General features: G+C 70.4%; 19 protein-coding genes. 13 read left to right on the top strand and 6 right to left on the bottom strand.

Translation table 11 applies throughout. From position 1 onward, the window contains the following. The first annotated feature begins 135 nt into the window (after window positions 1–135). The 10 genes from AC07FA_RS09600 to AC07FA_RS09555 all read left to right on the top strand — a co-directional run bounded on the left by AC07FA_RS09600 (window position 136) and on the right by AC07FA_RS09555 (window position 8278). Window positions 136–1101, top strand: a complete 966-nt coding sequence (locus AC07FA_RS09600; RefSeq protein ID WP_479074331.1) for a Rossmann-like and DUF2520 domain-containing protein — start codon at window positions 136–138, stop codon at window positions 1099–1101. Continuing rightward, window positions 1098–2132, top strand: a complete 1035-nt coding sequence (gene panC / locus AC07FA_RS09595; RefSeq protein ID WP_479074329.1) for a pantoate--beta-alanine ligase — start codon at window positions 1098–1100, stop codon at window positions 2130–2132. Before AC07FA_RS09600 ends, panC begins: the two co-directional genes overlap by 4 nt. Further along, window positions 2129–3874 carry an L-aspartate oxidase gene (locus AC07FA_RS09590; protein ID WP_479074327.1) on the top strand — a complete coding sequence of 582 codons (1746 nt, stop codon included), beginning with the start codon at window positions 2129–2131 and terminating at the stop codon, window positions 3872–3874. Before panC ends, AC07FA_RS09590 begins: the two co-directional genes overlap by 4 nt. Continuing rightward, the gene (gene nadC / locus AC07FA_RS09585; protein ID WP_479074325.1) at window positions 3871–4908 is read left to right on the top strand and encodes a carboxylating nicotinate-nucleotide diphosphorylase; all 1038 of its coding nucleotides are present in this window, start codon (window positions 3871–3873) and stop codon (window positions 4906–4908) included. Before AC07FA_RS09590 ends, nadC begins: the two co-directional genes overlap by 4 nt. Next, entirely contained in the window at window positions 4908–5705 is a 798-nt protein-coding gene (locus tag AC07FA_RS09580) for a type III pantothenate kinase (protein ID WP_453526289.1), read from the top strand. Before nadC ends, AC07FA_RS09580 begins: the two co-directional genes overlap by 1 nt. Before the next feature lie 137 nt (window positions 5706–5842). Continuing rightward, on the top strand, window positions 5843–6424 hold the full coding sequence (locus AC07FA_RS09575) for a hypothetical protein (protein ID WP_479075157.1): 582 nt from the start codon (window positions 5843–5845) through the stop codon (window positions 6422–6424). A 68-nt stretch (window positions 6425–6492) separates the two neighbouring features. Next, a complete protein-coding gene (locus AC07FA_RS09570) occupies window positions 6493–6672 on the top strand; it encodes a hypothetical protein (RefSeq protein ID WP_479074323.1) in 180 nt (59 codons plus the stop codon). A gap of 112 nt (window positions 6673–6784) precedes the next feature. Then, entirely contained in the window at window positions 6785–7219 is a 435-nt protein-coding gene (locus AC07FA_RS09565; RefSeq protein ID WP_479074321.1) for a BlaI/MecI/CopY family transcriptional regulator, read from the top strand. 9 nt (window positions 7220–7228) lie between these two features. Beyond that, entirely contained in the window at window positions 7229–7798 is a 570-nt protein-coding gene (locus tag AC07FA_RS09560) for an amino-acid N-acetyltransferase (protein WP_479074319.1), read from the top strand. A 144-nt stretch (window positions 7799–7942) separates the two neighbouring features. Further along, the gene (locus tag AC07FA_RS09555; protein ID WP_173313782.1) at window positions 7943–8278 is read left to right on the top strand and encodes a histone-like nucleoid-structuring protein Lsr2; all 336 of its coding nucleotides are present in this window, start codon (window positions 7943–7945) and stop codon (window positions 8276–8278) included. Here the strand turns inward: AC07FA_RS09555 and AC07FA_RS09550 are convergent. Then, a complete protein-coding gene (locus AC07FA_RS09550; protein WP_479074316.1) occupies window positions 8257–8841 on the bottom strand; it encodes an SCO3374 family protein in 585 nt (194 codons plus the stop codon). The genes AC07FA_RS09555 and AC07FA_RS09550 overlap by 22 nt on opposite strands. A 429-nt stretch (window positions 8842–9270) precedes the next feature. Here AC07FA_RS09550 and AC07FA_RS09545 point away from each other — a divergent pair, with 429 nt between their 5' ends. Further along, a complete protein-coding gene (locus AC07FA_RS09545) occupies window positions 9271–11799 on the top strand; it encodes an ATP-dependent Clp protease ATP-binding subunit (RefSeq protein WP_479074314.1) in 2529 nt (842 codons plus the stop codon). A gap of 81 nt (window positions 11800–11880) precedes the next feature. Here AC07FA_RS09545 and AC07FA_RS09540 read toward each other — a convergent pair whose 3' ends face one another. Beyond that, window positions 11881–15108, bottom strand: a complete 3228-nt coding sequence (locus tag AC07FA_RS09540; RefSeq protein WP_479074312.1) for an NACHT domain-containing protein — start codon at window positions 15106–15108, stop codon at window positions 11881–11883. Next, entirely contained in the window at window positions 15105–15482 is a 378-nt protein-coding gene (locus AC07FA_RS09535; protein ID WP_479074310.1) for a trypco2 family protein, read from the bottom strand. The genes AC07FA_RS09540 and AC07FA_RS09535 overlap by 4 nt, the downstream gene beginning before the upstream one ends. 456 nt (window positions 15483–15938) lie before the next feature. On the opposite strand from AC07FA_RS09535, the gene AC07FA_RS09530 reads away from it, so the two are divergent. After that, a complete protein-coding gene (locus tag AC07FA_RS09530) occupies window positions 15939–16658 on the top strand; it encodes a M23 family metallopeptidase (protein WP_479074308.1) in 720 nt (239 codons plus the stop codon). Between the two features lie 7 nt (window positions 16659–16665). On the opposite strand, the gene AC07FA_RS09525 is transcribed toward AC07FA_RS09530, so the two are convergent. Next, the gene (locus AC07FA_RS09525) at window positions 16666–17250 is read right to left on the bottom strand and encodes a TetR/AcrR family transcriptional regulator (RefSeq protein ID WP_479075155.1); all 585 of its coding nucleotides are present in this window, start codon (window positions 17248–17250) and stop codon (window positions 16666–16668) included. A gap of 126 nt (window positions 17251–17376) precedes the next feature. Here AC07FA_RS09525 and AC07FA_RS09520 point away from each other — a divergent pair, with 126 nt between their 5' ends. Continuing rightward, window positions 17377–18960: an MDR family MFS transporter gene (locus AC07FA_RS09520; RefSeq protein WP_479074306.1), complete on the top strand. Its 1584-nt coding sequence runs from the start codon at window positions 17377–17379 to the stop codon at window positions 18958–18960. 18 nt (window positions 18961–18978) lie between these two features. Here AC07FA_RS09520 and cseC read toward each other — a convergent pair whose 3' ends face one another. Continuing rightward, complete coding sequence (cseC, locus tag AC07FA_RS09515; protein ID WP_479075153.1) at window positions 18979–20502, bottom strand: two-component system sensor histidine kinase CseC; 1524 nt, start codon at window positions 20500–20502, stop codon at window positions 18979–18981. After that, window positions 20391–21095, bottom strand: coding sequence for a two-component system response regulator CseB (gene cseB / locus AC07FA_RS09510; protein ID WP_479074304.1), 705 nt, complete (start codon window positions 21093–21095; stop codon window positions 20391–20393). Before cseB ends, cseC begins: the two co-directional genes overlap by 112 nt. Between the last annotated feature and the right edge of the window lie 27 nt (window positions 21096–21122).

The raw sequence follows: 21122 nt of genomic DNA, 5'->3' as shown, positions 1-21122 counted from the left end.
CCGACCGGATTTCCACCGGAGCCGCGGAGTTACCCACAGCCTGTGGACAGCCGACGGGCGGCGCGAAACGCTGGCGTAGCATGCAGAGAAATCGTCCGGTACCCCCCGCGGACTGGAACGGAAGGCCATCGCCGCGTGAATACGACAACTTCGAAGGACCCCCTCGACGCGAGGGACCGCCCCGCCCGCCTCACGGTCGGTGTCGTCGGCGCGGGCCGGGTCGGCCCGGCACTCGCCGCCTCGCTCCAGCTCGCCGGGCACCGCCCGGTGGCCGTGTCGGGCGTCTCCGACGCATCGGTGCGCCGGGCGGCCGCGCTGCTCCCCGACGTACCCCTGGTGACGCCCGCCGAGGTGCTGGCACGCGCCGAGCTGGTGCTGCTGACCGTCCCCGACGACGCGCTGCCCGGTCTGGTCGAGGGCCTCGCCGAGACCGGTGCCGTACGGCCGGGGCAGCTGATCGTCCACACCTCGGGGCGGTACGGGACCAAGGTGCTCGACCCCGCCAGGCGGGCCGGGGCGCTGCCCCTCGCCCTGCACCCGGCGATGACCTTCACCGGCAGCTCCGTCGACGTCCAGCGGCTCGCGGGCTGCTCGTTCGGTGTCACCGCCCCCGTGGAGCTCAGACTCGCCGCGGAGGCACTCGTCATCGAGATGGGCGGCGAGCCCGAATGGATCGCGGAGGAGTCCCGTCCGCTGTACCACGCGGCGCTCGCCCTCGGTGCGAACCACCTGGTCACCCTGGTCGCGGAGGCCATGGAACTGCTCGCCAAGGCCGGTGTATCCGCCCCCGACCGGATGCTCGGCCCGCTTCTCGGGGCGGCGCTCGACAACGCCCTGCGCTCGGGCGACGCGGCGCTGACGGGCCCCGTGGCCCGCGGTGACGCGGGCACGGTCGCGGCACACATCGGCGAGCTGCGCGCGCACGCGCCGGAGACGGTCGCCGGATACGTCGCGATGGCCCGCGCCACGGCCGACCGGGCCCTCGCGCACGGGATGCTCAAGCCGGAACTCGCGGAGGACCTGCTCGGTGTCCTGGCCGACGGCGGCCGCACGGCCGGGCCCGGCGGGACCGAAGGCACAGGACCGGGGGAGGCCCGATGAACGTCCAGGATCCCGGCGCGAGGACCCTCACCCCCGCCCTCCTGCACACCGCGGCCGAGCTGGACGCCCTGCGCCGCCCGGCCGGGGCACGCCGCGTCGTCGTCATGACGATGGGCGCGCTCCACGAAGGCCACGCCACCCTGATCCGTACCGCGCGCTCCGCCGCCGGCCCGGCCGGCCAGGTCGTGGTCACCGTCTTCGTGAACCCGCTCCAGTTCGGTGAGGCGGCCGACCTCGACCGCTACCCGCGCACGCTCGACGCGGATCTCGACGTCGCCGCGGCGGCGGGCGCCGACGCGGTCTTCGCGCCCTCGGTCGACGAGGTGTACCCGGGGGGCGAACCCCAGGTCCGCATCACCGCCGGCCCCATGGGCGAGCGCCTCGAAGGCGCCGCACGCCCCGGGCACTTCGACGGCATGCTCACCGTCGTCGCCAAGCTGCTCCACCTCACTCGCCCCGACGAGGCGCTCTACGGGCAGAAGGACGCCCAGCAGCTGGCGCTGATCCGCCGCATGGTGCGTGATCTCAACTTCGGCGTCGAGATCACGGGCGTGCCCACCGTCCGCGACCCCGACGGCCTCGCACTCTCCAGCCGCAACCGGTTCCTCTCCGCCGAGGAGCGGCACACCGCTCTCGCGCTGCCGCGTGCCCTGTTCGCGGCCCGCGACCGGCTGGCCGCCCAGCAGGCACTGCACGAACGCGCGGCGGCGACCACGGCGAACGCGAGCCGGGTCGCCGGGCTCGCCGCGCTCGGCGAGTCCCGGGCGGCCGCCGACACCCAGGCGGTGGCCCTGGCCCGGCCGAGCGGCGGCCCCGCCGCGGTCCGCGCCGCGGCCCGGCTCATCCTGGAGGACGCGTCCAGGGAACAGCCACCGCTCGCCGTGGACTACCTCGCCCTCGTCGATCCGGCGGACTTCACCGAGATCCCCGACGACCGCGACCACGGCGAGGCGATCCTCGCCGTGGCGGCACGGGTGGGCGCCACCCGGCTGATCGACAACATCCCGCTGACCCTCGGAGCCCTCACGTGACCGGAATACGGCTGACCGCCCCCGCCCCCGGCTGGGCCATCGACGCGGACGTCGTCGTGGTCGGCTCGGGCGTGGCCGGTCTCACCACCGCACTGCGCTGCGCCGCCGCGGGCCTCGCCACGGTCGTCGTCACCAAGGCCCGTCTCGACGACGGCTCCACCCGCTGGGCGCAGGGCGGCATCGCGGCGGCCCTCGGGGAGGGCGACACCCCCGAACAGCACCTGGCCGACACCCTGGTCGCGGGCGCGGGCCTGTGCGACGAGACGGCGGTACGGGCCCTGGTCACCGAGGGCCCCGACGCCGTGCGCAGGCTGATCGAAACCGGCGCGCTCTTCGACAAGACGGAGAGCGGCGACATCGCCCTGACCCGCGAGGGCGGCCACCACCGCCGCCGTATCGCGCACGCCGGAGGCGACGCCACGGGCGCCGAGATCTCCCGTGCCCTGGTCGAGGCAGTGCGTTCGGCGGCCCTGCACACCGTGGAGAACGCCCTGGTCCTGGACCTCCTCACCGACGCCGAAGGCCGTACGGCGGGAGTCACCCTGCACGTCATGGGCGAGGGACAGCACGACGGCGTGGGCGCGGTCCGCGCCCCCGCGGTCGTCCTCGCCACCGGCGGCATGGGCCAGGTCTTCTCCGCCACCACCAACCCGTCGGTCTCCACGGGCGACGGCGTGGCCCTGGCGCTGCGGGCCGGTGCGGAAGTTTCCGACCTGGAGTTCGTCCAGTTCCACCCGACGGTCCTGTTCCTCGGCGCCGACTCGGAGGGACAGCAGCCCCTCGTATCGGAGGCGGTACGGGGCGAGGGCGCCCACCTCGTCGACGCGTCCGGCACCCGCTTCATGCTCGGACAGCACGAGCTGGCGGAGCTGGCGCCGCGCGACATCGTCGCCAAGGCCATCACCCGCCAGATGCACCTCCACGGCACCGAGCACATGTATCTGGACGCCCGGCACTTCGGCGCCGAGATGTGGGAGCACCGCTTCCCCACGATCCTGGCGGCCTGCCGGGCCCACGGCATCGACCCGGTCACCGAACCGATCCCGGTCGCCCCGGCCGCGCACTACGCGTCGGGCGGTATCCGCACCGACCTCGCCGGCCGTACGACGGTCCCGGGTCTGTACGCCTGCGGCGAGGTCGCCTGTACGGGCGTGCACGGCGCGAACCGCCTGGCCTCCAACTCGCTCCTGGAGGGCCTGGTCTTCGCCGAGCGCATCGCGGCCGACATCGTGCGGGACCGGCCGGAGCGCACCGAGGCGGTGGAACCCGTCGGCGGCAGCACCTCGCCCCTCCTGGTGCCCGAGTCCCGCGCCGCGATCCAGCGGATCATGACGAAGGGCGCCGGAGTCATCCGTTCCGCCTCCAGTCTCGCCACCGCGGCCGATGAGCTGGACGCCCTGCACCGCACCGCGGCCGACGACGCGGACGCGGCCGAACCCAAGGTGGCCGTGCCCGGAGTGGACGCCTGGGAGGCCACCAACCTGCTCCTGGTCTCGCGGGTCCTGGTCGCCGCGGCCCGCGAGCGCGAGGAGACCCGCGGCTGCCACTGGCGCGAGGACCGGCCCGACCGGGACGACGAGAACTGGCGCCGCCACCTCGTCGTACGGATCGCCCCGGACCGGCGGCTGGTCGTCAGCCGTACGGAGACCGCCGCATTCCCGCCCGTACGCGGTACCGGGACACCAGACTGCCCAAGCACCCCGAACCACCCCGCCGACGCCCCCGAGGAGCCGCAACCGTGAGCACGCCCGAAGAGAATCCGCGCCCCACGCCCGTGGACGTACCGCTGATCCACATCGGCGCGCCCGCTCCCGCCGCCGGAGGCTGCGGCGAGGGCTGCGGCTGCGGCGACGGTTACGACCCCGACGGCCTGGAGTGCGGTCTCGACCCGGCCCTCGCCCAGCTGCTCGCCGACTCCGGGCTGGACCCGGTCCAGGTCGAGGACGTCGCCCACGTGGCGATCGAGGAGGACCTCGACGGCGGGGTGGACGTCACGACCGTGGCGACGGTCCCCGAGGACGCCGTCGCGACCGGTGACTTCACCGCGCGCGAGGCGGGTGTCGTCGCCGGTATCCACATCGCGGAAGCGGTGCTCTCGATCGTCTGTACGGACGAGTTCGAGGTGGAGCGGCATGTCGAGGACGGCGACCGCATCGCGGCCGGCCAGAAGCTGCTGACGGTCACCACCCGCACCCGTGACCTGCTCACCGGCGAGCGCAGCGCCCTCAACCTGCTCTGCAGGCTCTCGGGCATCGCGACCGCCACGCGCGCCTGGGCCGATGTGCTCGACGGTACGAAGGCCAAGGTCCGCGACACCCGCAAGACGACGCCCGGGCTGCGCGCGCTGGAGAAGTACGCGGTGCGCTGCGGCGGCGGCGTCAACCACCGCATGTCCCTCTCGGACGCTGCGCTCGTCAAGGACAACCACGTCGTGGCGGCGGGCGGCGTCGCCGAGGCGTTCAAGCGGGTCAGGGACGCGTTCCCGGACGTACCGATCGAGGTCGAGGTCGACACGCTGGAGCAGGTCCGCGAGGTCCTCGACGCGGGCGTCGACCTGATCCTGCTGGACAACTTCACCCCGGCGCAGACGGAGGAGGCCGTCGCCCTTGTCGGCGGCCGTGCCGTGCTGGAGTCCTCCGGCCGGCTCACCCTGGCATCGGCGCGCGCCTACGCCGAAGCGGGCGTCGACTACCTGGCCGTCGGGGCGCTCACCCACTCCTCCCCGATCCTCGACATCGGCCTGGACTTCCGCGACACCGATGGGGCCGGCGCCTGATGCTGCTCACCATCGACGTCGGCAACTCGCACACGGTCCTCGGCCTGTTCGACGGCGAGGAGATCGTCGAGCACTGGCGGATCTCGACGGATTCCCGCCGTACGGCCGACGAGCTCGCCGTGCTGCTCCAGGGGCTCATGGGCATGCACCCGCTGCTCGGTGTGGAGCTCGGCGACGGCATCGAGGGGATCGCGATCTGCTCCACCGTCCCCGCCGTCCTGCACGAGCTCCGCGAGGTCACCCGCCGCTACTACGGTGACGTCCCCGCGATCCTCGTGGAGCCGGGCGTCAAGACCGGTGTGCCGGTCCTGACCGACAACCCCAAGGAGGTCGGCGCGGACCGCATCATCAACGCGGTCGCCGCGGTCGAGCTCTACGGCGGTCCCGCGATCGTCGTGGACCTCGGTACGGCCACCACCTTCGACGCGGTCTCCGCCCGCGGCGAGTACACCGGCGGCGTGATCGCGCCCGGCATCGAGATCTCGGTGGAGGCGCTCGGGGTCAAGGGTGCCCAGCTCCGCAAGATCGAGCTGGCCAGGCCGCGCAGCGTCATCGGCAAGAACACCGTCGAAGCCATGCAGTCCGGCATCGTGTACGGCTTCGCGGGCCAGATCGACGGCGTCGTGACACGGATGAAGAAGGAGCTCGCGGCCGACCCGGACGACGTCACCGTCATCGCGACCGGCGGCCTTGCTCCGATGGTGTTGGGGGAGTCCTCCGTCATCGACGAGCACGAGCCCTGGCTGACGCTCATCGGTCTGCGCCTCGTGTACGAACGCAACATCGCCCGGCTCTGACGCATGCGCCCGCACCTGCGGGTATGGTCCGGCGGCGCGCCGGCAGACGGCGCGCCGCCCACGGCCAGTTAAACGGATTTTGTCCATTTAGCACGTATTGTCGCGTTATGCCCACGCCCTACGGATCACGCGGCGGCATGGCGTTCAGCGCGGACGAGCTGCGGGTGCTCCGACGCGTCCTCGCCATTGCCCTCCACCCCACGCCCCTGCCCGAAGAGGATGTCCAGGACTGCCTGCGTCTCGCGGGGGCCGTGGACGAGGCGGTCGGCGAGGCCGGCCGGCTGCGCGCCTTCCTCCTCGCCGATCTCGCCCGCTATCGCGAAGCACTCCCCGGCTCCGTCTCCGGCTACCTGGAGCTCCTCCAGGACGCCCTGGCCGCCGGATACGACCCCCGCCCCGACGACCTGGCCGCCCTGCGCGCGCTGCGCGGGAGACCACTCGCGGCGGCTCTCCTGGAACGCTGTCAGGTGATCGCGGAGCGCTCCGTCCGGGCCCGCCTCGCCGGACGCGCCGTCGCCATGTCGGCTCCGGCCCCCCGCAGCCGCCTGCTCGCCCTGCCCGGCGGCCTCGCGGCCGCGAAGGAGCCGGACCGGCCGAAGGCCCCGCCTGCGCCCGTCCGCCCGCCGCAGCCCGGGGAGCGCCCCATGCCGAAGCCCTCCGAGGTCTTCCCGCCGCGCCGCCGCCCCGTACCCCCGTCCGAGGAACGCGCCGCGGGGTGACCGGTCCGCCGCGCCCTCCCCGGGAGGGCGCGGGCTCCGGCCGTGCGGGGCTCGCTACTCTGGACGGCATGGACTACGTATCCGCGCTTCTGCCCCCCGTGGTGATGGCCGCCTTCTTCATCGGTCTCGTCGTGACGATCGTCAAGAGTCAGGGCGGTCCGAACAAGACCAAGGAGGACGCGGCCGTGGATGCCGCGATCTCCGGCGCGGAGTCGGGCCGCCAGGCCCCGCGGGCCGAAGGTGTCTGACCGCGTCTGACCCGGACCTGAGAAGGGCGTACGGCTCGTGAGTGACGAGCTGTACGCCCTTTTGCTGTGTAAATAACCGTCCATTCCAGACATCTAGCACTAAGGTGACGCTGTGCCTCGCCAATTGGGAGAGCTGGAAGACGCCGTGATGACACGGGTCTGGCAATGGAACCGTCCGGTCACCGTGCGGGAAGTTCTTGAGGACCTTCAGCAGGAACGGTCCATCGCGTACACGACGGTCATGACGGTAATGGACAATCTCCATCAGAAGGGCTGGGTGCGCAGGGAAGTCGACGGCCGCGCATATCGATATACGGCGGTCTCCACCCGTGCCGCGTACTCGGCCGCACTGATGAACGAAGCGTGGTCCCGCAGTGACAACCCCGCCGCGGCTCTCGTCGCCTTCTTCGGCATGATGTCGGCCGAACAGCGCGAGGCTCTCCGGGACGCCATGCGCATGGTTCTGCCCACCTTCCCCGAACCGCCCGCGAGTCCGGCCGGTGAGACAACCCCGGCCGATGACACGGAGCCGGAGACCGGGCGATAGCGTCTGGGCATGTCCTCAGAGCTGCCGCAAACCCAGCCGGATACCGAGTTTCATACCGACCCGTCGGTAAATAGCCCCGCCATCACCGTCCGACGTGCCAGGACGACCGATGTCGCGTCGGTCCGCAGCCTCCTTGACGGGTACGTCTCCGAAGGCATCCTGCTCGACAAAGCGACGGTGACGCTTTACGAGGACATCCAGGAGTTCTGGGTCGCGGAACGCGACGAGGACGCCCGTGTCATCGGTTGCGGCGCACTCCACGTGATGTGGGAAGACCTCGCCGAAGTGCGCACTCTTGCCGTCGACCACAGCATCAAGGGCGCGGGAGTGGGACACCGGGTGCTGGACAAGCTCTTGCAGACCGCCCGCTGGCTGGGGGTGCGCCGGGTTTTCTGTCTCACCTTCGAAGTCGACTTCTTCGCGAAGCACGGCTTCGTCGAGATCGGAGAGACGCCGGTCGACACAGATGTCTACAGTGAGCTGCTGCGTTCCTATGACGAGGGTGTCGCGGAGTTCCTCGGTCTCGAACGAGTGAAGCCGAACACCTTGGGCAACAGCCGGATGCTTCTGCACCTGTGATCGGCAGAAGCCGCCGGAGCCCTATGTCCGAATCGCGCATGTTTCCCGCGTTCTTGCGCTCCTGAACCTCTCCCAGGGGTTTGTGTTTTCCGGGGAAAAGCGGTTTCCTTTCCGCGTACTACATTTTCGATGAAAGGAAATCCAGTGGCACAGAAGGTTCAGGTCCTTCTTGTCGATGACCTCGACGGTGGCGAGGCGGACGAGACAGTGACGTTCGCACTTGACGGCAAGACGTACGAGATCGACCTCACCACGACCAACGCGGACAAGCTCCGTGGTCTTCTTGAGCCGTACACCAAGGGTGGGCGTCGTACCGGAGGCCGCGCCGCGACCGGTCGTGGCAAGGGCCGCGCCGTCACCGGTGGCAACAAGGACACCGCCGAGATCCGTAAGTGGGCTCGGGAGAACGGCCACAATGTGAATGACCGCGGCCGTGTTCCCGCGGAGATCCGCGAGGCTTACGAGAAGGCCAACGGCTGAGCTGTCGGCCTATCGGTCAGCAGTCCGGTCCGGGCACGCGTCAATCGAGCCCGGTGGCATTCCGTCGCGGCCACGTCCACCAGCCGTGCGAGATCGGGAACATCCCCACCCCTGTTCCCGAAGCCGACGAGAGCCGGGAGTACCGGCTCGACCTCCTGCCTCGGCTCGGGGGGCCGCAGCCAGAGCGCGGCCCCCGGCAAGCCGGCCGCCCAGCCGGGCGGCGCCGGGGCGGCGATCCGCCCGCCGGTACCGACGGCGGTCAGATCGAGGGCGATTCCGCCCCACTCCAGCCAGTCGAGCAGCCCCGGCAGCTCATCGGCGCCTCCCGCGGCCACCAGCAGCCTCATCCGCTGCCCGGCCAGTGCCACCGGACCCGTACGACCCAGCCGCCGCAGGGCGGCGTGACCGGCGTCGGCGGGCAGCTCCAGCACGTCGAAACGCAGCCCGGTCAGCAGACGCACCGGCGCCCCCTCCGCGGTGGCCCAGCCCAGCTCGCGCTCGTACCACCGCGCACAGTCGTCGGCATCGGGCGACGAGCGGGGAGGCGGGACGGTGAGGGCCATGCCCGATGAACCGCCGAACCGCCCCCCGGGTTACGCGGAGTCGGCGTCCGATCGCCCTGTGTGCCCGGTACGGGGGCGTGCGGGCGCGTCCGGGAGCGCGAAGATGTTCGCCCGTAGCTGAGGGAACCGGGGCGCGCCGCATGGACTGTCAGTGGTTGCGGGTAAGACATCCCTAGTGGGAAGGGGCGACACGCAGGCCGATACGTCTCACGTTCGCCATCGGCGTACTGGCGAAAGGGGTATCTGCCTGGCCTGCGGGAACATCGTCTCGCACCATCGGGTTGGAGCAGTTGTCGGCGTTCCGGGCAGGAGGCCAAGAACGGGTGTCGGCAGTTGGAATGAGCGGTCCCCGCTTGCGGGACTAAGCTGCGGAAGGACAGGGAGGGGACCGACCCCTTACTGCCTGACCGCTCTGAGGAGCGATTAACGATGTTCGAGAGGTTCACCGACCGCGCGCGGCGGGTTGTCGTCCTGGCTCAGGAAGAAGCCCGGATGCTCAACCACAACTACATCGGCACCGAGCACATCCTCCTGGGCCTGATCCACGAGGGTGAGGGTGTCGCCGCTAAGGCCCTGGAGAGCCTCGGGATTTCGCTCGAGGCGGTCCGCCAGCAGGTGGAGGAGATCATCGGTCAGGGCCAGCAGGCCCCGTCCGGCCACATCCCCTTCACTCCCCGAGCCAAGAAGGTCCTGGAGCTTTCGCTCCGCGAGGCCCTTCAGCTGGGCCACAACTACATCGGCACCGAGCACATCCTGCTCGGCCTGATCCGCGAGGGCGAGGGCGTCGCAGCCCAGGTCCTCGTGAAGCTGGGCGCCGACCTGAACCGGGTGCGGCAGCAGGTCATCCAGCTGCTCTCCGGGTACTCGGGAGGCAAGGAGGCGGCCACAGCGGGCGGCCCCGCGGAGGGCACGCCCTCCACGTCCCTGGTGCTCGACCAGTTCGGCCGGAATCTCACCCAGGCCGCTCGTGAATCCAAGCTCGACCCGGTCATCGGGCGCGAGAAGGAGATCGAGCGGGTCATGCAGGTGCTGTCCCGCCGTACCAAGAACAACCCGGTTCTCATCGGCGAGCCCGGCGTCGGCAAGACGGCGGTCGTCGAGGGCCTGGCCCAGGCCATCGTCAAGGGCGAGGTGCCCGAGACCCTCAAGGACAAGCACCTCTACACGCTCGACCTCGGCGCCCTGGTGGCGGGTTCCCGCTACCGCGGTGACTTCGAGGAGCGCCTGAAGAAGGTCCTCAAGGAGATCCGCACCCGCGGCGACATCATCCTGTTCATCGACGAGCTCCACACCCTGGTGGGTGCGGGTGCCGCCGAGGGCGCGATCGACGCCGCGAGCATCCTCAAGCCCATGCTGGCGCGAGGCGAGCTCCAGACCATCGGCGCCACGACGCTCGACGAGTACCGCAAGCACCTGGAGAAGGACGCCGCTCTCGAGCGACGCTTCCAGCCCATCCAGGTCGCGGAGCCGTCGCTGCCGCACACCATCGAGATCCTCAAGGGTCTGCGCGACCGTTACGAGGCCCATCACCGGGTCTCCATCACGGACGAGGCGCTGGTCCAGGCCGCGACGCTGGCCGACCGGTACATCTCGGACCGCTTCCTGCCGGACAAGGCGATCGACCTGATCGACGAGGCCGGCTCCCGGATGCGCATCCGCCGGATGACCGCGCCGCCGGACCTCCGCGAGTTCGACGAGAAGATCGCGGGTGTCCGCCGCGACAAGGAGTCGGCGATCGACTCCCAGGACTTCGAGAAGGCGGCGTCTCTCCGCGACAAGGAGAAGCAGCTGCTGGCGGCGAAGGCCAAGCGCGAGAAGGAGTGGAAGGCCGGCGACATGGACGTCGTCGCCGAGGTCGACGGCGAGCTCATCGCCGAAGTCCTGGCCACGGCCACCGGCATCCCGGTCTTCAAGCTGACGGAGGAGGAGTCCTCCCGTCTGCTGCGCATGGAGGACGAGCTCCACAAGCGCGTCATCGGGCAGAAGGACGCCATCAAGGCCCTTTCGCAGGCGATTCGCCGTACGCGAGCCGGTCTGAAGGACCCGAAGCGCCCCGGTGGCTCGTTCATCTTCGCCGGTCCGTCCGGTGTCGGTAAGACCGAGCTCTCCAAGACGCTCGCCGAATTCCTCTTCGGTGACGAGGACGCGCTGATCTCCCTCGATATGTCGGAGTTCAGCGAGAAGCACACGGTTTCCCGTCTCTTCGGTTCGCCCCCCGGTTACGTGGGCTACGAAGAGGGCGGACAGCTCACCGAGAAGGTGCGCCGCAAGCCGTTCTCCGTCGTCCTCTTCGACGAGGTCGAGAAGGCCCACCCCGATATCTTCAATTCCCTGCTCCAGATTCTGGAGGACGGTCGCCTGACCGACTCCCAGGGCCGGGTCGTGGACTTCAAGAACACGGTCATCATCATGACGACCAACCTCGGGACCCGGGACATCTCCAAGGGCTTCAACCTGGGCTTCGCCGCCCAGGGCGACGTCAAGACGAACTACGAGCGGATGAAGGTCAAGGTCAACGAAGAGCTCAAGCAGCACTTCAGGCCTGAATTCCTCAACCGCGTCGACGACACGGTCGTCTTCCACCAGCTGACCGAGGAAGACATCATCCAGATCGTCGACCTCATGGTCGCCAAGGTGGATGAGCGCCTCAAGGACCGCGACATGGGCATCGAGCTCAGTGCCGAGGCCAAGGCGCTCCTGGCGAAGAAGGGCTACGACCCCGTGATGGGCGCCCGGCCGCTGCGCCGGACGATCCAGCGCGAGATCGAGGACATCCTCTCCGAGAAGATCCTCTTCGGCGAGCTGCGTCCCGGTCACATCGTGGTCGTCGGCACGGAGGGCGAGGGCGAGGAGAAGAAGTTCTCGTTCCGTGGCGAGGAGAAGTCGGCACTGCCCGACGTTCCTCCGATCGAGCAGGCGGCAGGCGGCGCCGGCCCGAACATGACGAAGGACGTCTAGCGGCGTCGTAGTCAGCACGTACGAAGGGGCTGCCCCGGACCGTTGTCGGTTCCGGGGCAGCTCCTTTTTCTGCGTGTCCGGTCAGAGCGTGACGTCGATGCCTTCGTCGCCGACGATCTCCGAATACGCGCCGTTGACCGTGACCCGGCAGCCGGGCAGGGCGCGGAGAGGGGCCAGATTGAGCGGGTGCGGCGGGTTCGGCCCGAGCCGTATCCGGAGCGAGGCAAGGGACGGAAAGGTCCTGGCGATCGCGCCGAGCTCGCTGCCGTGCAGGGACTCGAAGCCCAGGTCGGTGATGTGCGGGAGAGGTTCCTCGGCGAGGAGCTGATGGAGCGCGGGCACCGAGAGCTGGAGATCGGTGATTCCGGGGCTGCTCCGCAGGGCCTCGGACAGCCCGGCGGTGGGGAAGTCGTTGTGGAGGGTGAGCGAGGTCAGGCTCTTCCACGCGTCCAGGCCCGCCATGGCGAAGGGCCGGTCGGGCCAGATGCGCAGGCTGGTGACGAGTGGATGCGCGGGAAGGTCGGCCAGGCGGTCGGCCGACGCCGAGGCCAGCGTCAGCGAGCGCAGGCCGCTGAGCGAGCCCAGCGTCTGGTTCAGCAGCTCACTGGTGTCCAGCTTCAGATGACGGAGCACCGTGAGAGCGGAGAGGGGTGCCAGGGAGGCGATCCGGGGGCACTTGCTGATGTTGAGCTCGGTGAGCCGGTCCCCGCACACACGCAGGAAGTTCAAGTCGGTCAGTACGGGGTTGTGCGCGATGTTCAGATACTCCGGGCCGACACCCTGGGGGAGCGCGTGGAGGTCGTCGTCGGTGAGGGCACCGAACAGCCCGACGTGGACGGCCCCGGGTGTGTGGCGCAGCGCGGCCAGCTGATCGGCCGTGAAGACCGTCATCGGGGTGCGCGGTTCGATCCGGGCCAGGACCTCTCGCGCGTACGGCTCCGTGGGATACATGGACCAGGCCCCCGCGAATTCGGAGCCGGTGGAGGGGTGCGCCTCGACCCACTGCCGTGCGTACGGGACGGCTTCGGCGCCGCCGACCCTGTTGATCAGGCGCGTCACGTGAAACACGGTGTCCGTGTCCTCCGGGACACTGCCCGGCGCCGGCAGGAGAGCCAGCGCCGCGGTTTCGAGCCTGGCCAGGACCGGCACGTGCTCGAACCCGCGCGGCGGGAAGAGGTCCGCGGTGTGCCGGCGGACCCGGTCCCTGACGGTCCCGTCGAGCCAGGTCGCATGCTGTTCGCACAGCGCTGCCAGCACATGGAGCTGTGTACGCGCGAGCGAGCCCTTGGCCTCCGCCAGGCCCGCGTCGAGCAACCCGGTCACCAGGACCGGCAGTTCGCGCCGTCCGCAGTGTCCGGCCGCCAGCAGGATGACGTCCTGCCACTGTTCCTCGGCCGCGTGGCCCAGGAGCTCGTTCAGATGGTCGTCCTCGATCAACTCCTTGGCGGCCAGGAAGTCCTGGAAGGTGCGGTGGGCGAACTGGTAGGAGTCGTCGGTGCGTTCCTGGAGGAGGCCGCTCCGGTTCAGGAGGTGCGTCAGGATCTCCTCCGCCGTGCCCTGGCTACGGACGCGTTCCATGCCCGACAGGGCACGGTCCAGCTGCCGCAGCGCCTGTTCCCGGGAGAATTCCGACTGGCCCTCGCGGACCAGCCAGACCGCGATGCGCTGGAGCAGCTGGGTCTGCTCCTCGACGTCCATCGTGATGCCCTCGGGCGCGTGGATCCTGCGGCGTTTGTCGCGGTTGCCCAGCAGCATGTCGAGGGCGGAGCGGTACAGCTTCCAGCGGGTCTCCGGCAGGAAACCCTGGCGCCGCCGGTGCAGGGCGCAGATCACGGCGCAGAGCAGGGGAGTGCGGGCGAGGTCGCGCAGGGCGGTGTTCTGGGTGAAACGGTGCGCCAGGTCCTGTTCCAGCTCGGTCAGATGCGTGTGGTCGTCACCGTCCAGCCGGGCGGCCCTGTGCCAGGCCCCCACAAAGGACCGGATGTCCTCGTTCCGCATCGGTAGGAGCCGTAACTCCTCGAAGTCCTGTGCCTTCAGCCAGTCCGGTTCGACGGCGAGCGGGCGTACGGTCGCCACGCACCGGATGCCCGGGTAGCGCTCCAGCAGCCGGGACAGCCAGTCGTGCGCCTCCTCGCGGTCGTCCTGCGAGACCTCGTCCAGACCGTCGACCAGCAGCAGCGCCCGGCCGGATTCCAGGACCCGGCCCGCCCAGCCCTCCGGTGGGCCGTCGATGACCAGCCGGGCCGCGGTGGGCAGCCCGGCGGGCCCGGGAAAGGTCCCGCCCCGGGCGCGCAGGGTGCGCAGGGGGACGACGAAGGGCACCAGGCCGTTGAGGGCGTCCAGCCGCTCGGGGAGGGTGCGGGCCGCGGCGTGTGCGGCGAGCCACCAGATCAGGGTGGTCTTCCCGGCGCCCGCGTTTCCCCGCAGCAGCACCCGGGGGCGGTCGGACAGCAGGGCGTCGACGCGCTGCGGCACCGAGGGCGGGCGCCGGTCCGCGCGGGCGTCGGGCGGCTGGGCCTCCAGGCTCAGATACGCGGTGTCCAGGTCCCACTCGGTCTCGTTCCGGTTCAGCTCGTCGAGGCCGAAGACCTTCGTGCGCCGGTAGGCGGCGCCGACCGAGGCCGCGTACTCCTCCTCGTACTGCCGGTCCCTCGGATGGTGGCCGTGGACCTTCTCGCAGCTCAGCGACGTGCCGGTGGCCTGCTCGTAGACGAGCTGGAGCGGCCTGGCGGCGGCGAGCAGGGCGAGCGCGACACACTCCACCCGCCGGCCGCCGCGCTGCCGCGGGACCTGGCGGGCGATGCCGAGCAGCACGTTCCCGGCGAAGACGGGGCCGCCGGACAGGCCCCGGAGCATGGGGACACCGTGGCCGTCGGTGGCCGGGGGCGGGCCGTCGAGTTCGCAGATCATCAGGCTGCGCATCCGGCCCGCCATGGGCAGAACCGTGGCCGTGTACTGGTCCGCCTCCAGATGCCCCCCGGAGCCGTACCGCTGGATGTCCGGGAAGCCGGTGATCTCGCAGTCGTGGAGTGCCTGGTCGCCGGCGAGGGCGCCCAGCCGCACGGGCGGGACGGGAAGCACCGGTTCCACGGCCAGGAGAAGGGCGGCGTCGAGGTCGTGGTCGATCCAGGCGACCGTCGCGTCCCGGTGCTCCGCAAGACCGGGGTGCGCCACACGGCTCCGGCCGCTGCCCTTGACCACATGGGCGCAGGTCAGCACGAGCCGGTCGGTGAGCAGGACGCCACTGCCCTGTACGGAACCGGCGCCCAGGACGACGACCGCGCGGTCCCCGGGCTGTACGTCCCTCACGGGCGGTCCGGTCCGTGGCCGCGGCCCCGGCCGAAGTGTTCCGTGCTGCCGCCGTCCTCGTGCCCGATCTCCCAGGCGCCGCCGGTCACGGCGTTGCGGGGGGTCAGCGTGAAGGCGACCTTGTGGGTGCGGGCGGTCGACCGGGACGCGTCGGCGCCCGCCTCCACCACCCACGCCTTGACCTTCGCGCCGCCCTTGGCCTCCTTGCGCAGCTCCAGCGTGAACTCCATCTGGATCTCACCGACCTCGAAGGAGACAGGGCGGCCGGTGGCGCGGGTGGCGGCGTCGATGAGCTGGTCGCGGATGGACTCCACGGCGTCGGCGAGCTCGATGCCGGCCGGGCCGTGGGTGTCGTCGTTGTCGTCGTCGGCCATCGTGTCCCCCCGAGAGCTGAGCCGCTTCCCCGACAGCGTAGTCAGCCCGCGGGCCGAAGGTCCCGAATCGGACATCCTTTCGTCCCACCGGCGGTGACAAGGCGCACAGCCCTTCAGGGGCCTACTAGCCGGCCTAGGAGGAGGGGGCGTGATCGCGGAAGGGACCTTCGTCCCGCCCGGGGAGGGGCCATTCAGCGAAACAGGGTGATGTGCCCGGAAGGCCGCTACATGTCCGGTTAGGGCGGGTTCGAACTGGGCCTAAACCCGATCCGAGACAGAGTTTTCCAGGGGGCGCGGGGCCCTGCGCGCGGGACCGCGGTCAACGAATTCCCGATGCCCCGACTACGGCTTTTCATCGTAGATGGGGTGTTTGAGCCAAGGTGGGGTCGCGGGTTACCAAGGTGGAGCACGTCCGGCAGAACGCCGGTTCCACTCACCACCGGAGGACTTCCCCGTATGTCGAAGCGCGTTACGTTCCAGCAGTCCGCCCGCCCGTCCCTGTCCCGAGTCCGTGGCACCGTGGTCGCCGCTTCCGTGGGTGCATCGATGGTGCTCGGTGCGGGCGCGGCGTTCGCGGCCTCCGGTACGGCGAGCACCACCGGTACCGCGGTCGTCGCGGGTACCGCCGACTCCGTCGCGAAGCAGGCGCAGGCGCAGAGCAAGGCGGCCTCGTCCGCGAAGAAGGCCGCGGCCGAGAAGTCGGCGAAGGCGAAGGAGGCGGCGAAGAAGAAGGCCGCCGCCGCGAAGAAGAAGGCCTCCTCCTGGGAGGCCCCGGTCGAGCACTACACGCTGAGCGCCAGCTACGGCACCGGCGGCGACCGCTGGGCCCACAAGCACTCCGGTCAGGACTTCGCCGTCCCGATCGGTACCAAGGTCGAGGCCGCTCACGCCGGCACCGTGGTCAAGGCCGGCCCGAACGGCGGCGGCGACGGCCCCGCGTACGGCAACGCCATCGTGATCAAGCACTCCAACGGCAAGTACTCGCAGTACGCGCACCTGTCGCAGATCAACGTGAAGATCGGCCAGACCGTGAAGACCGGCCAGAAGATAGCCCTGTCCGGCAACACCGGAAACTCCAGCGGTCCGCACCTCCACTTCGAGATCCGGACCACCCCGAACTACGGTTCCGCGCTCAACCCGGTCTCGTTCCTGCGCTCGGTGCACGTCTCCATCTGACGCGGACCTATGCCGGATGATCCGGGCCGTGTGCCCGGGTGACCAGTTCGACGGCGACTTCGAGGACGGCCTTGCGCTTCTCCTCGGGGTCGCCGTCGACGTCTTTCAGGGCGAACATGCCGGCGTGCATCGTGAAGAGCGCGCTGATGCAGCGCACCTGGTCGGGGAGTGACGCCTCGGGGTCCTTGATCAGATCGATCAGGGCGATGACGCGGCCCTTGATCGTCTCGCCGATGCTCAGATCGCGTACGGTCGCCTGGTTCTCCTGCATGAAGCGGAAGAGGGGGGCGGCGGCGAGGAGCGCGTCGCTGTAGCGGGCCAGGATCTCCTTCTTCGTCTCCAGGGTGCGCGGCTGCTCCTTGCCCCAGGCGAGCAGCTCCTCGACGGGCCGGTTGAGGTCCTCGAAGATGCTGTTGAGGATCTCTTCCTTGGTCTTGAAGTGGTAGTACAGCGCGGCCTTGGTCACGTCGAGCTGTTCGGCGATCTCCCGGAGCGAGGTCTTCTCGTACCCCTGCTCGGCGAAGAGTTCCAGGGCCACGTCCTGAATGCGCTGGCGCGTGTTGCCGCGCCGCGGCTGCGGCGTGCTGCCGATGCCCATGGTTTCTCCCAAACTTACTTGACGCCCGGCTAGTGACGGGTCTACCTTCCCCAAGTGTAGTCAGCTAGCCGGGCGGCAAGTAAGTGCCCCGGTGGACCGGGGAGCAGGGGAGTGGGGACCATGGCGGACCTGAAGAAAGCGGTGGACGGGACGGCGTCCGGGCAAGCGGAACCACAGGCGCGCAGCGTACGGGTGGTGATTCTGGCCCTGATGATCGCGATGCTGCTGGCCATGCTCGACAACCTGATCGTCGGCACCGCGATGCCGACCATCGTCGGTGACCTCGGCGGCCTGGAACATCTGTCGTGGGTGGTCACCTCGTACACCCTGGCCACGGCCGCCTCCACCCCCATCTGGGGCAAGCTCGGCGACATGTACGGCCGCAAGGGCGTCTTCCTCACCTCCATCGTGATCTTCCTGATCGGCTCGGTCCTGAGCGGCATGGCCCAGGACATGGGCCAGCTGATCGGCTTCCGGGCGGTCCAGGGCCTCGGCGCGGGCGGACTGATGGTCGGCGTCATGGCGATCATCGGCGATCTGGTGCCGCCCCGGGAGCGCGGCAAGTACCAGGGCATGATGGCCGGCGTGATGGCGATCGCCATGATCGGCGGACCGCTCGTCGGCGGCACCATCACCGACCACCTGGGCTGGCGCTGGAGCTTCTACATCAACCTGCCGCTCGGTGCGGTCGCGCTCGCCATGGTCACCGCCGTGCTGCACCTGCCGAAGACACGGCGCAGGAAGGCGAAGGTCGACTACCTGGGCGCCGCACTGCTGACCGTGGGCATCACCGCGATCGTGCTGGTCACCACCTGGGGCGGTACGGAGTACGCCTGGAGCTCGGCCGTGATCATGGAGCTCGTCGCCGTCGGCGTGGCCTCACTCGTCGGCTTCGTCTTCGTCGAGACGAAGGCGGCCGAGCCGATCATCCCGCTGCACATCTTCCGGAACCTCAACTTCACGCTGATGTCGGTCGTCGGCTTCATGGTCGGCTTCGTGATGTTCGGCGCGGTGCTCTTCCTGCCGCTCTTCCAGCAGTCGGTACAGGGCGCGTCGGCGACCAACTCCGGCCTGCTGCTCCTGCCGATGCTGCTCGCGATGATGCTCGTCTCGCTGATCGCCGGCCGCGTCACCACCAGCACCGGCAAGTACAAGATCTTCCCGATCGTGGGCAGCGCCCTGATGGTGGCGGGCCTGTTCCTGCTCGCACAGATGGACACCGGCACCTCGCGGTTCACCTCAGGCGTCTACATGGCGGTGCTCGGGGCGGGCATGGGCTTCCTGATGCAGATCACGATGCTCGTCGCGCAGAACAGCGTCGAGCTCAAGGACATGGGCGTGGCCTCGTCCGCGACCACCCTCTTCCGTACGCTCGGCAGCTCCTTCGGCGTCGCGATCATGGGCGCGCTCTTCACCGGCCGGGTGCAGGACGAGATGGCGGCGCACGGCGGCGGAGGCATCACCGAGAAGTCGGCGCAACTGGACGCGGAAAGCCTGTCGAAGCTGCCGGTCCCGGTGCGGGAGGCGTACGAGTTCGCCGTGGCGTCCGGCACGCACATCGCCTTCCTGGTGGGCGGCGCGGTCGCCGTGCTGGCCCTGGTGGCGGCGCTGTTCGTCAAGGAGGTGCCGCTGCGGGGCGCGGCGGCACCGGCCCCCGCCGACGATGCGCCGGCCTCACCGGCCAAGGAGTCGCAGACCGTCTAGTGCGGTGACCGGAAAGGGTCACCGGGTCCTTCCGGTACCCGTTCCGTCCTCGGCCGCCGGACGGGCTCGGTTCTTCGAGCCCGTCCACCGTCTTCTCGGTCCGTCCGGCCGCCGCTGTTCCGCCAGGTTGAGCACCGGGAAACTGCCGGTGGCCGTCGGCGCGTGCTCCGGCAGCCACAGCACGGCGATCGCCCCGCCCACCCCCTCGGCGCCGTCCTCACGCGCCAGGTTGCGGAAGGTGAGCCGGGCGCCCAGCACCCGCGCCTGGCCCGCCGCGATCGTCAGCCCCAGCCCGTGGCCCTGCCCTGCCCGGTCACTGCTCCCGGTACGGAAGCGGCTCGGCCCCTCCCGCAGCAGCTCCTGCGGGAACCCCGGCCCGTGGTCGCGGACCCGCACCACCCGGCCCTCGACCGTGACCTCCACCGGCGAGGCCCCGTATTTGGCCGCGTTCCCCAGGAGGTTGCCCAGAATGCGTTCCAGGCGCCGCGGATCGGTGGAGACCCACGACTCGTGGATCACCCGCACCGTGACGTCCGGGCCCAGCAGGGCGATCCGACGGGTGACGAACTCTCCCAGCGGCAGTTCCTGAAGCTCCGCCCGCTCCGACGCGCTGTCCAGCCTGGCCACCTCCAGCACGTCCTCGACCAGCGTCCGCATGGCCTGCGCCCGGTCGCGTACGAGCTCTGTGGGGCGTCCGGGCGGCAGCAGCTCGGCCGCCGTGAGCAGACCCGTCACCGGCGTGCGCAGCTCATGGGCGATATCGGCGGTGACCCGGCGCTCCGCCTCGATGCGTTCGTTCAGCGCGTCCGTCAGCGCGTCCACCGCGCCGGCCAGCTCATCGGTCTCGTCGCGGACCACTCCGCCGACGGCCTCCCTGACCCGTACCTCCGTGTTGCCCTGCGCGACCTTCCCCGCCGCGGCCGCCGCCTTGCGCAGCCGGCGCGACAGCTGGCCGCCGATCAGCACGCCCAGTGCGGAGCCGCCCAGCACGGCGGAGACCGAGCCGATGACCAGGGCCCGGTCCAGGTCGCTCATGATCGTGGCGCTGCGGTCGGCGAAGCGGGTGTGCAGCGAGAGGATGTCGCCGTTGGCCAGCGGGACGGCCGCCCAGACGTCCGGCACGCCGTTCACGTACTCGTCGACGTGGGTGGCACGGCGGTTGCCGCGGACCTCGTCGCGCAGGCTCTCGGGCATCGCCGGGTCGTTGAGCTTCGCACCGAACTTGGGCGTGTTGTTCTTCGCGTTCGTCGCCTCGTACAGCCGCTGCGCGAACAGGAGCCGCTCCAGCTGCACCTCGCGCGCGTTCTCGATCATCGAGACGCGCGCCGCGTTGTGGACGACCAGGCTCAGTGCCACCGCGATGAGCGCGCCGACGGCGGCGATCGCGATACTGATCTTCCAGCGGACGCCGGTCCGCAGGGGCCGGCCGGTCATGCTCTGAGCTTGTAACCGAAGCCGCGGACCGTCTCGATCCGGTCCTGCCCGATCTTGGTCCGCAGCCGCTGCACATGGACGTCGACGACCCGGGTGTCCCCGCCCCAGCCGTAGTCCCAGACCCGCTCCATCAGCTTGTCGCGCGAGAGCACGGTGCCGGGCGTGGAGGAGAACTCCAGCAGCAGCCGCATCTCGGTGGGCGTGAGCGCCACCTGCCGGCCACCGCGGCGCACCTCCATGCCCTCGGTGTCGATCTCCAGGTCACCGAAGACGAGCACGCCGCCGGCCTCGTACGGCGACTCGCCGCCCGGCTGCCCGCCCGTGCCCGCCGCATGACCGAAGCGGCGCAGCACGGCGCGGATACGGGCGACGAGCACCGCTCCGTCGAACGGCTTGGTGACGTAGTCGTCCGCCCCCGCCTCCAGGCCGAGCACCACGTCGATCGAATCGGCGCGCGCCGACAGCATGATCACGGGCACGGTCGACTCGTCGCGGATGCGGCGGCACAGGCTGACCCCGTCCAGACCCGGCACCATCACGTCGAGCAGGGCGATGTCCGGGCGGTCGGCCCGGAACGCCTCCAGGCCGGAGAGGCCGTCCGGCATCGCGGTGACGACGAATCCGTCCCGCTCCAGCGCGAGCTGGGTGGCCTCGCGGATCACGTCGTCGTCCTCGACGAAGAGGACGTGGGTCTCGGCCATGCGACTGCTTTCCGTACGGGTCGGTTC

The organism is Streptomyces sp. NPDC045968 (assembly GCF_056430475.1).
Note: the sequence above shows the minus strand (reverse complement) of the source record. Positions and strands in the feature narration are given on the sequence as shown.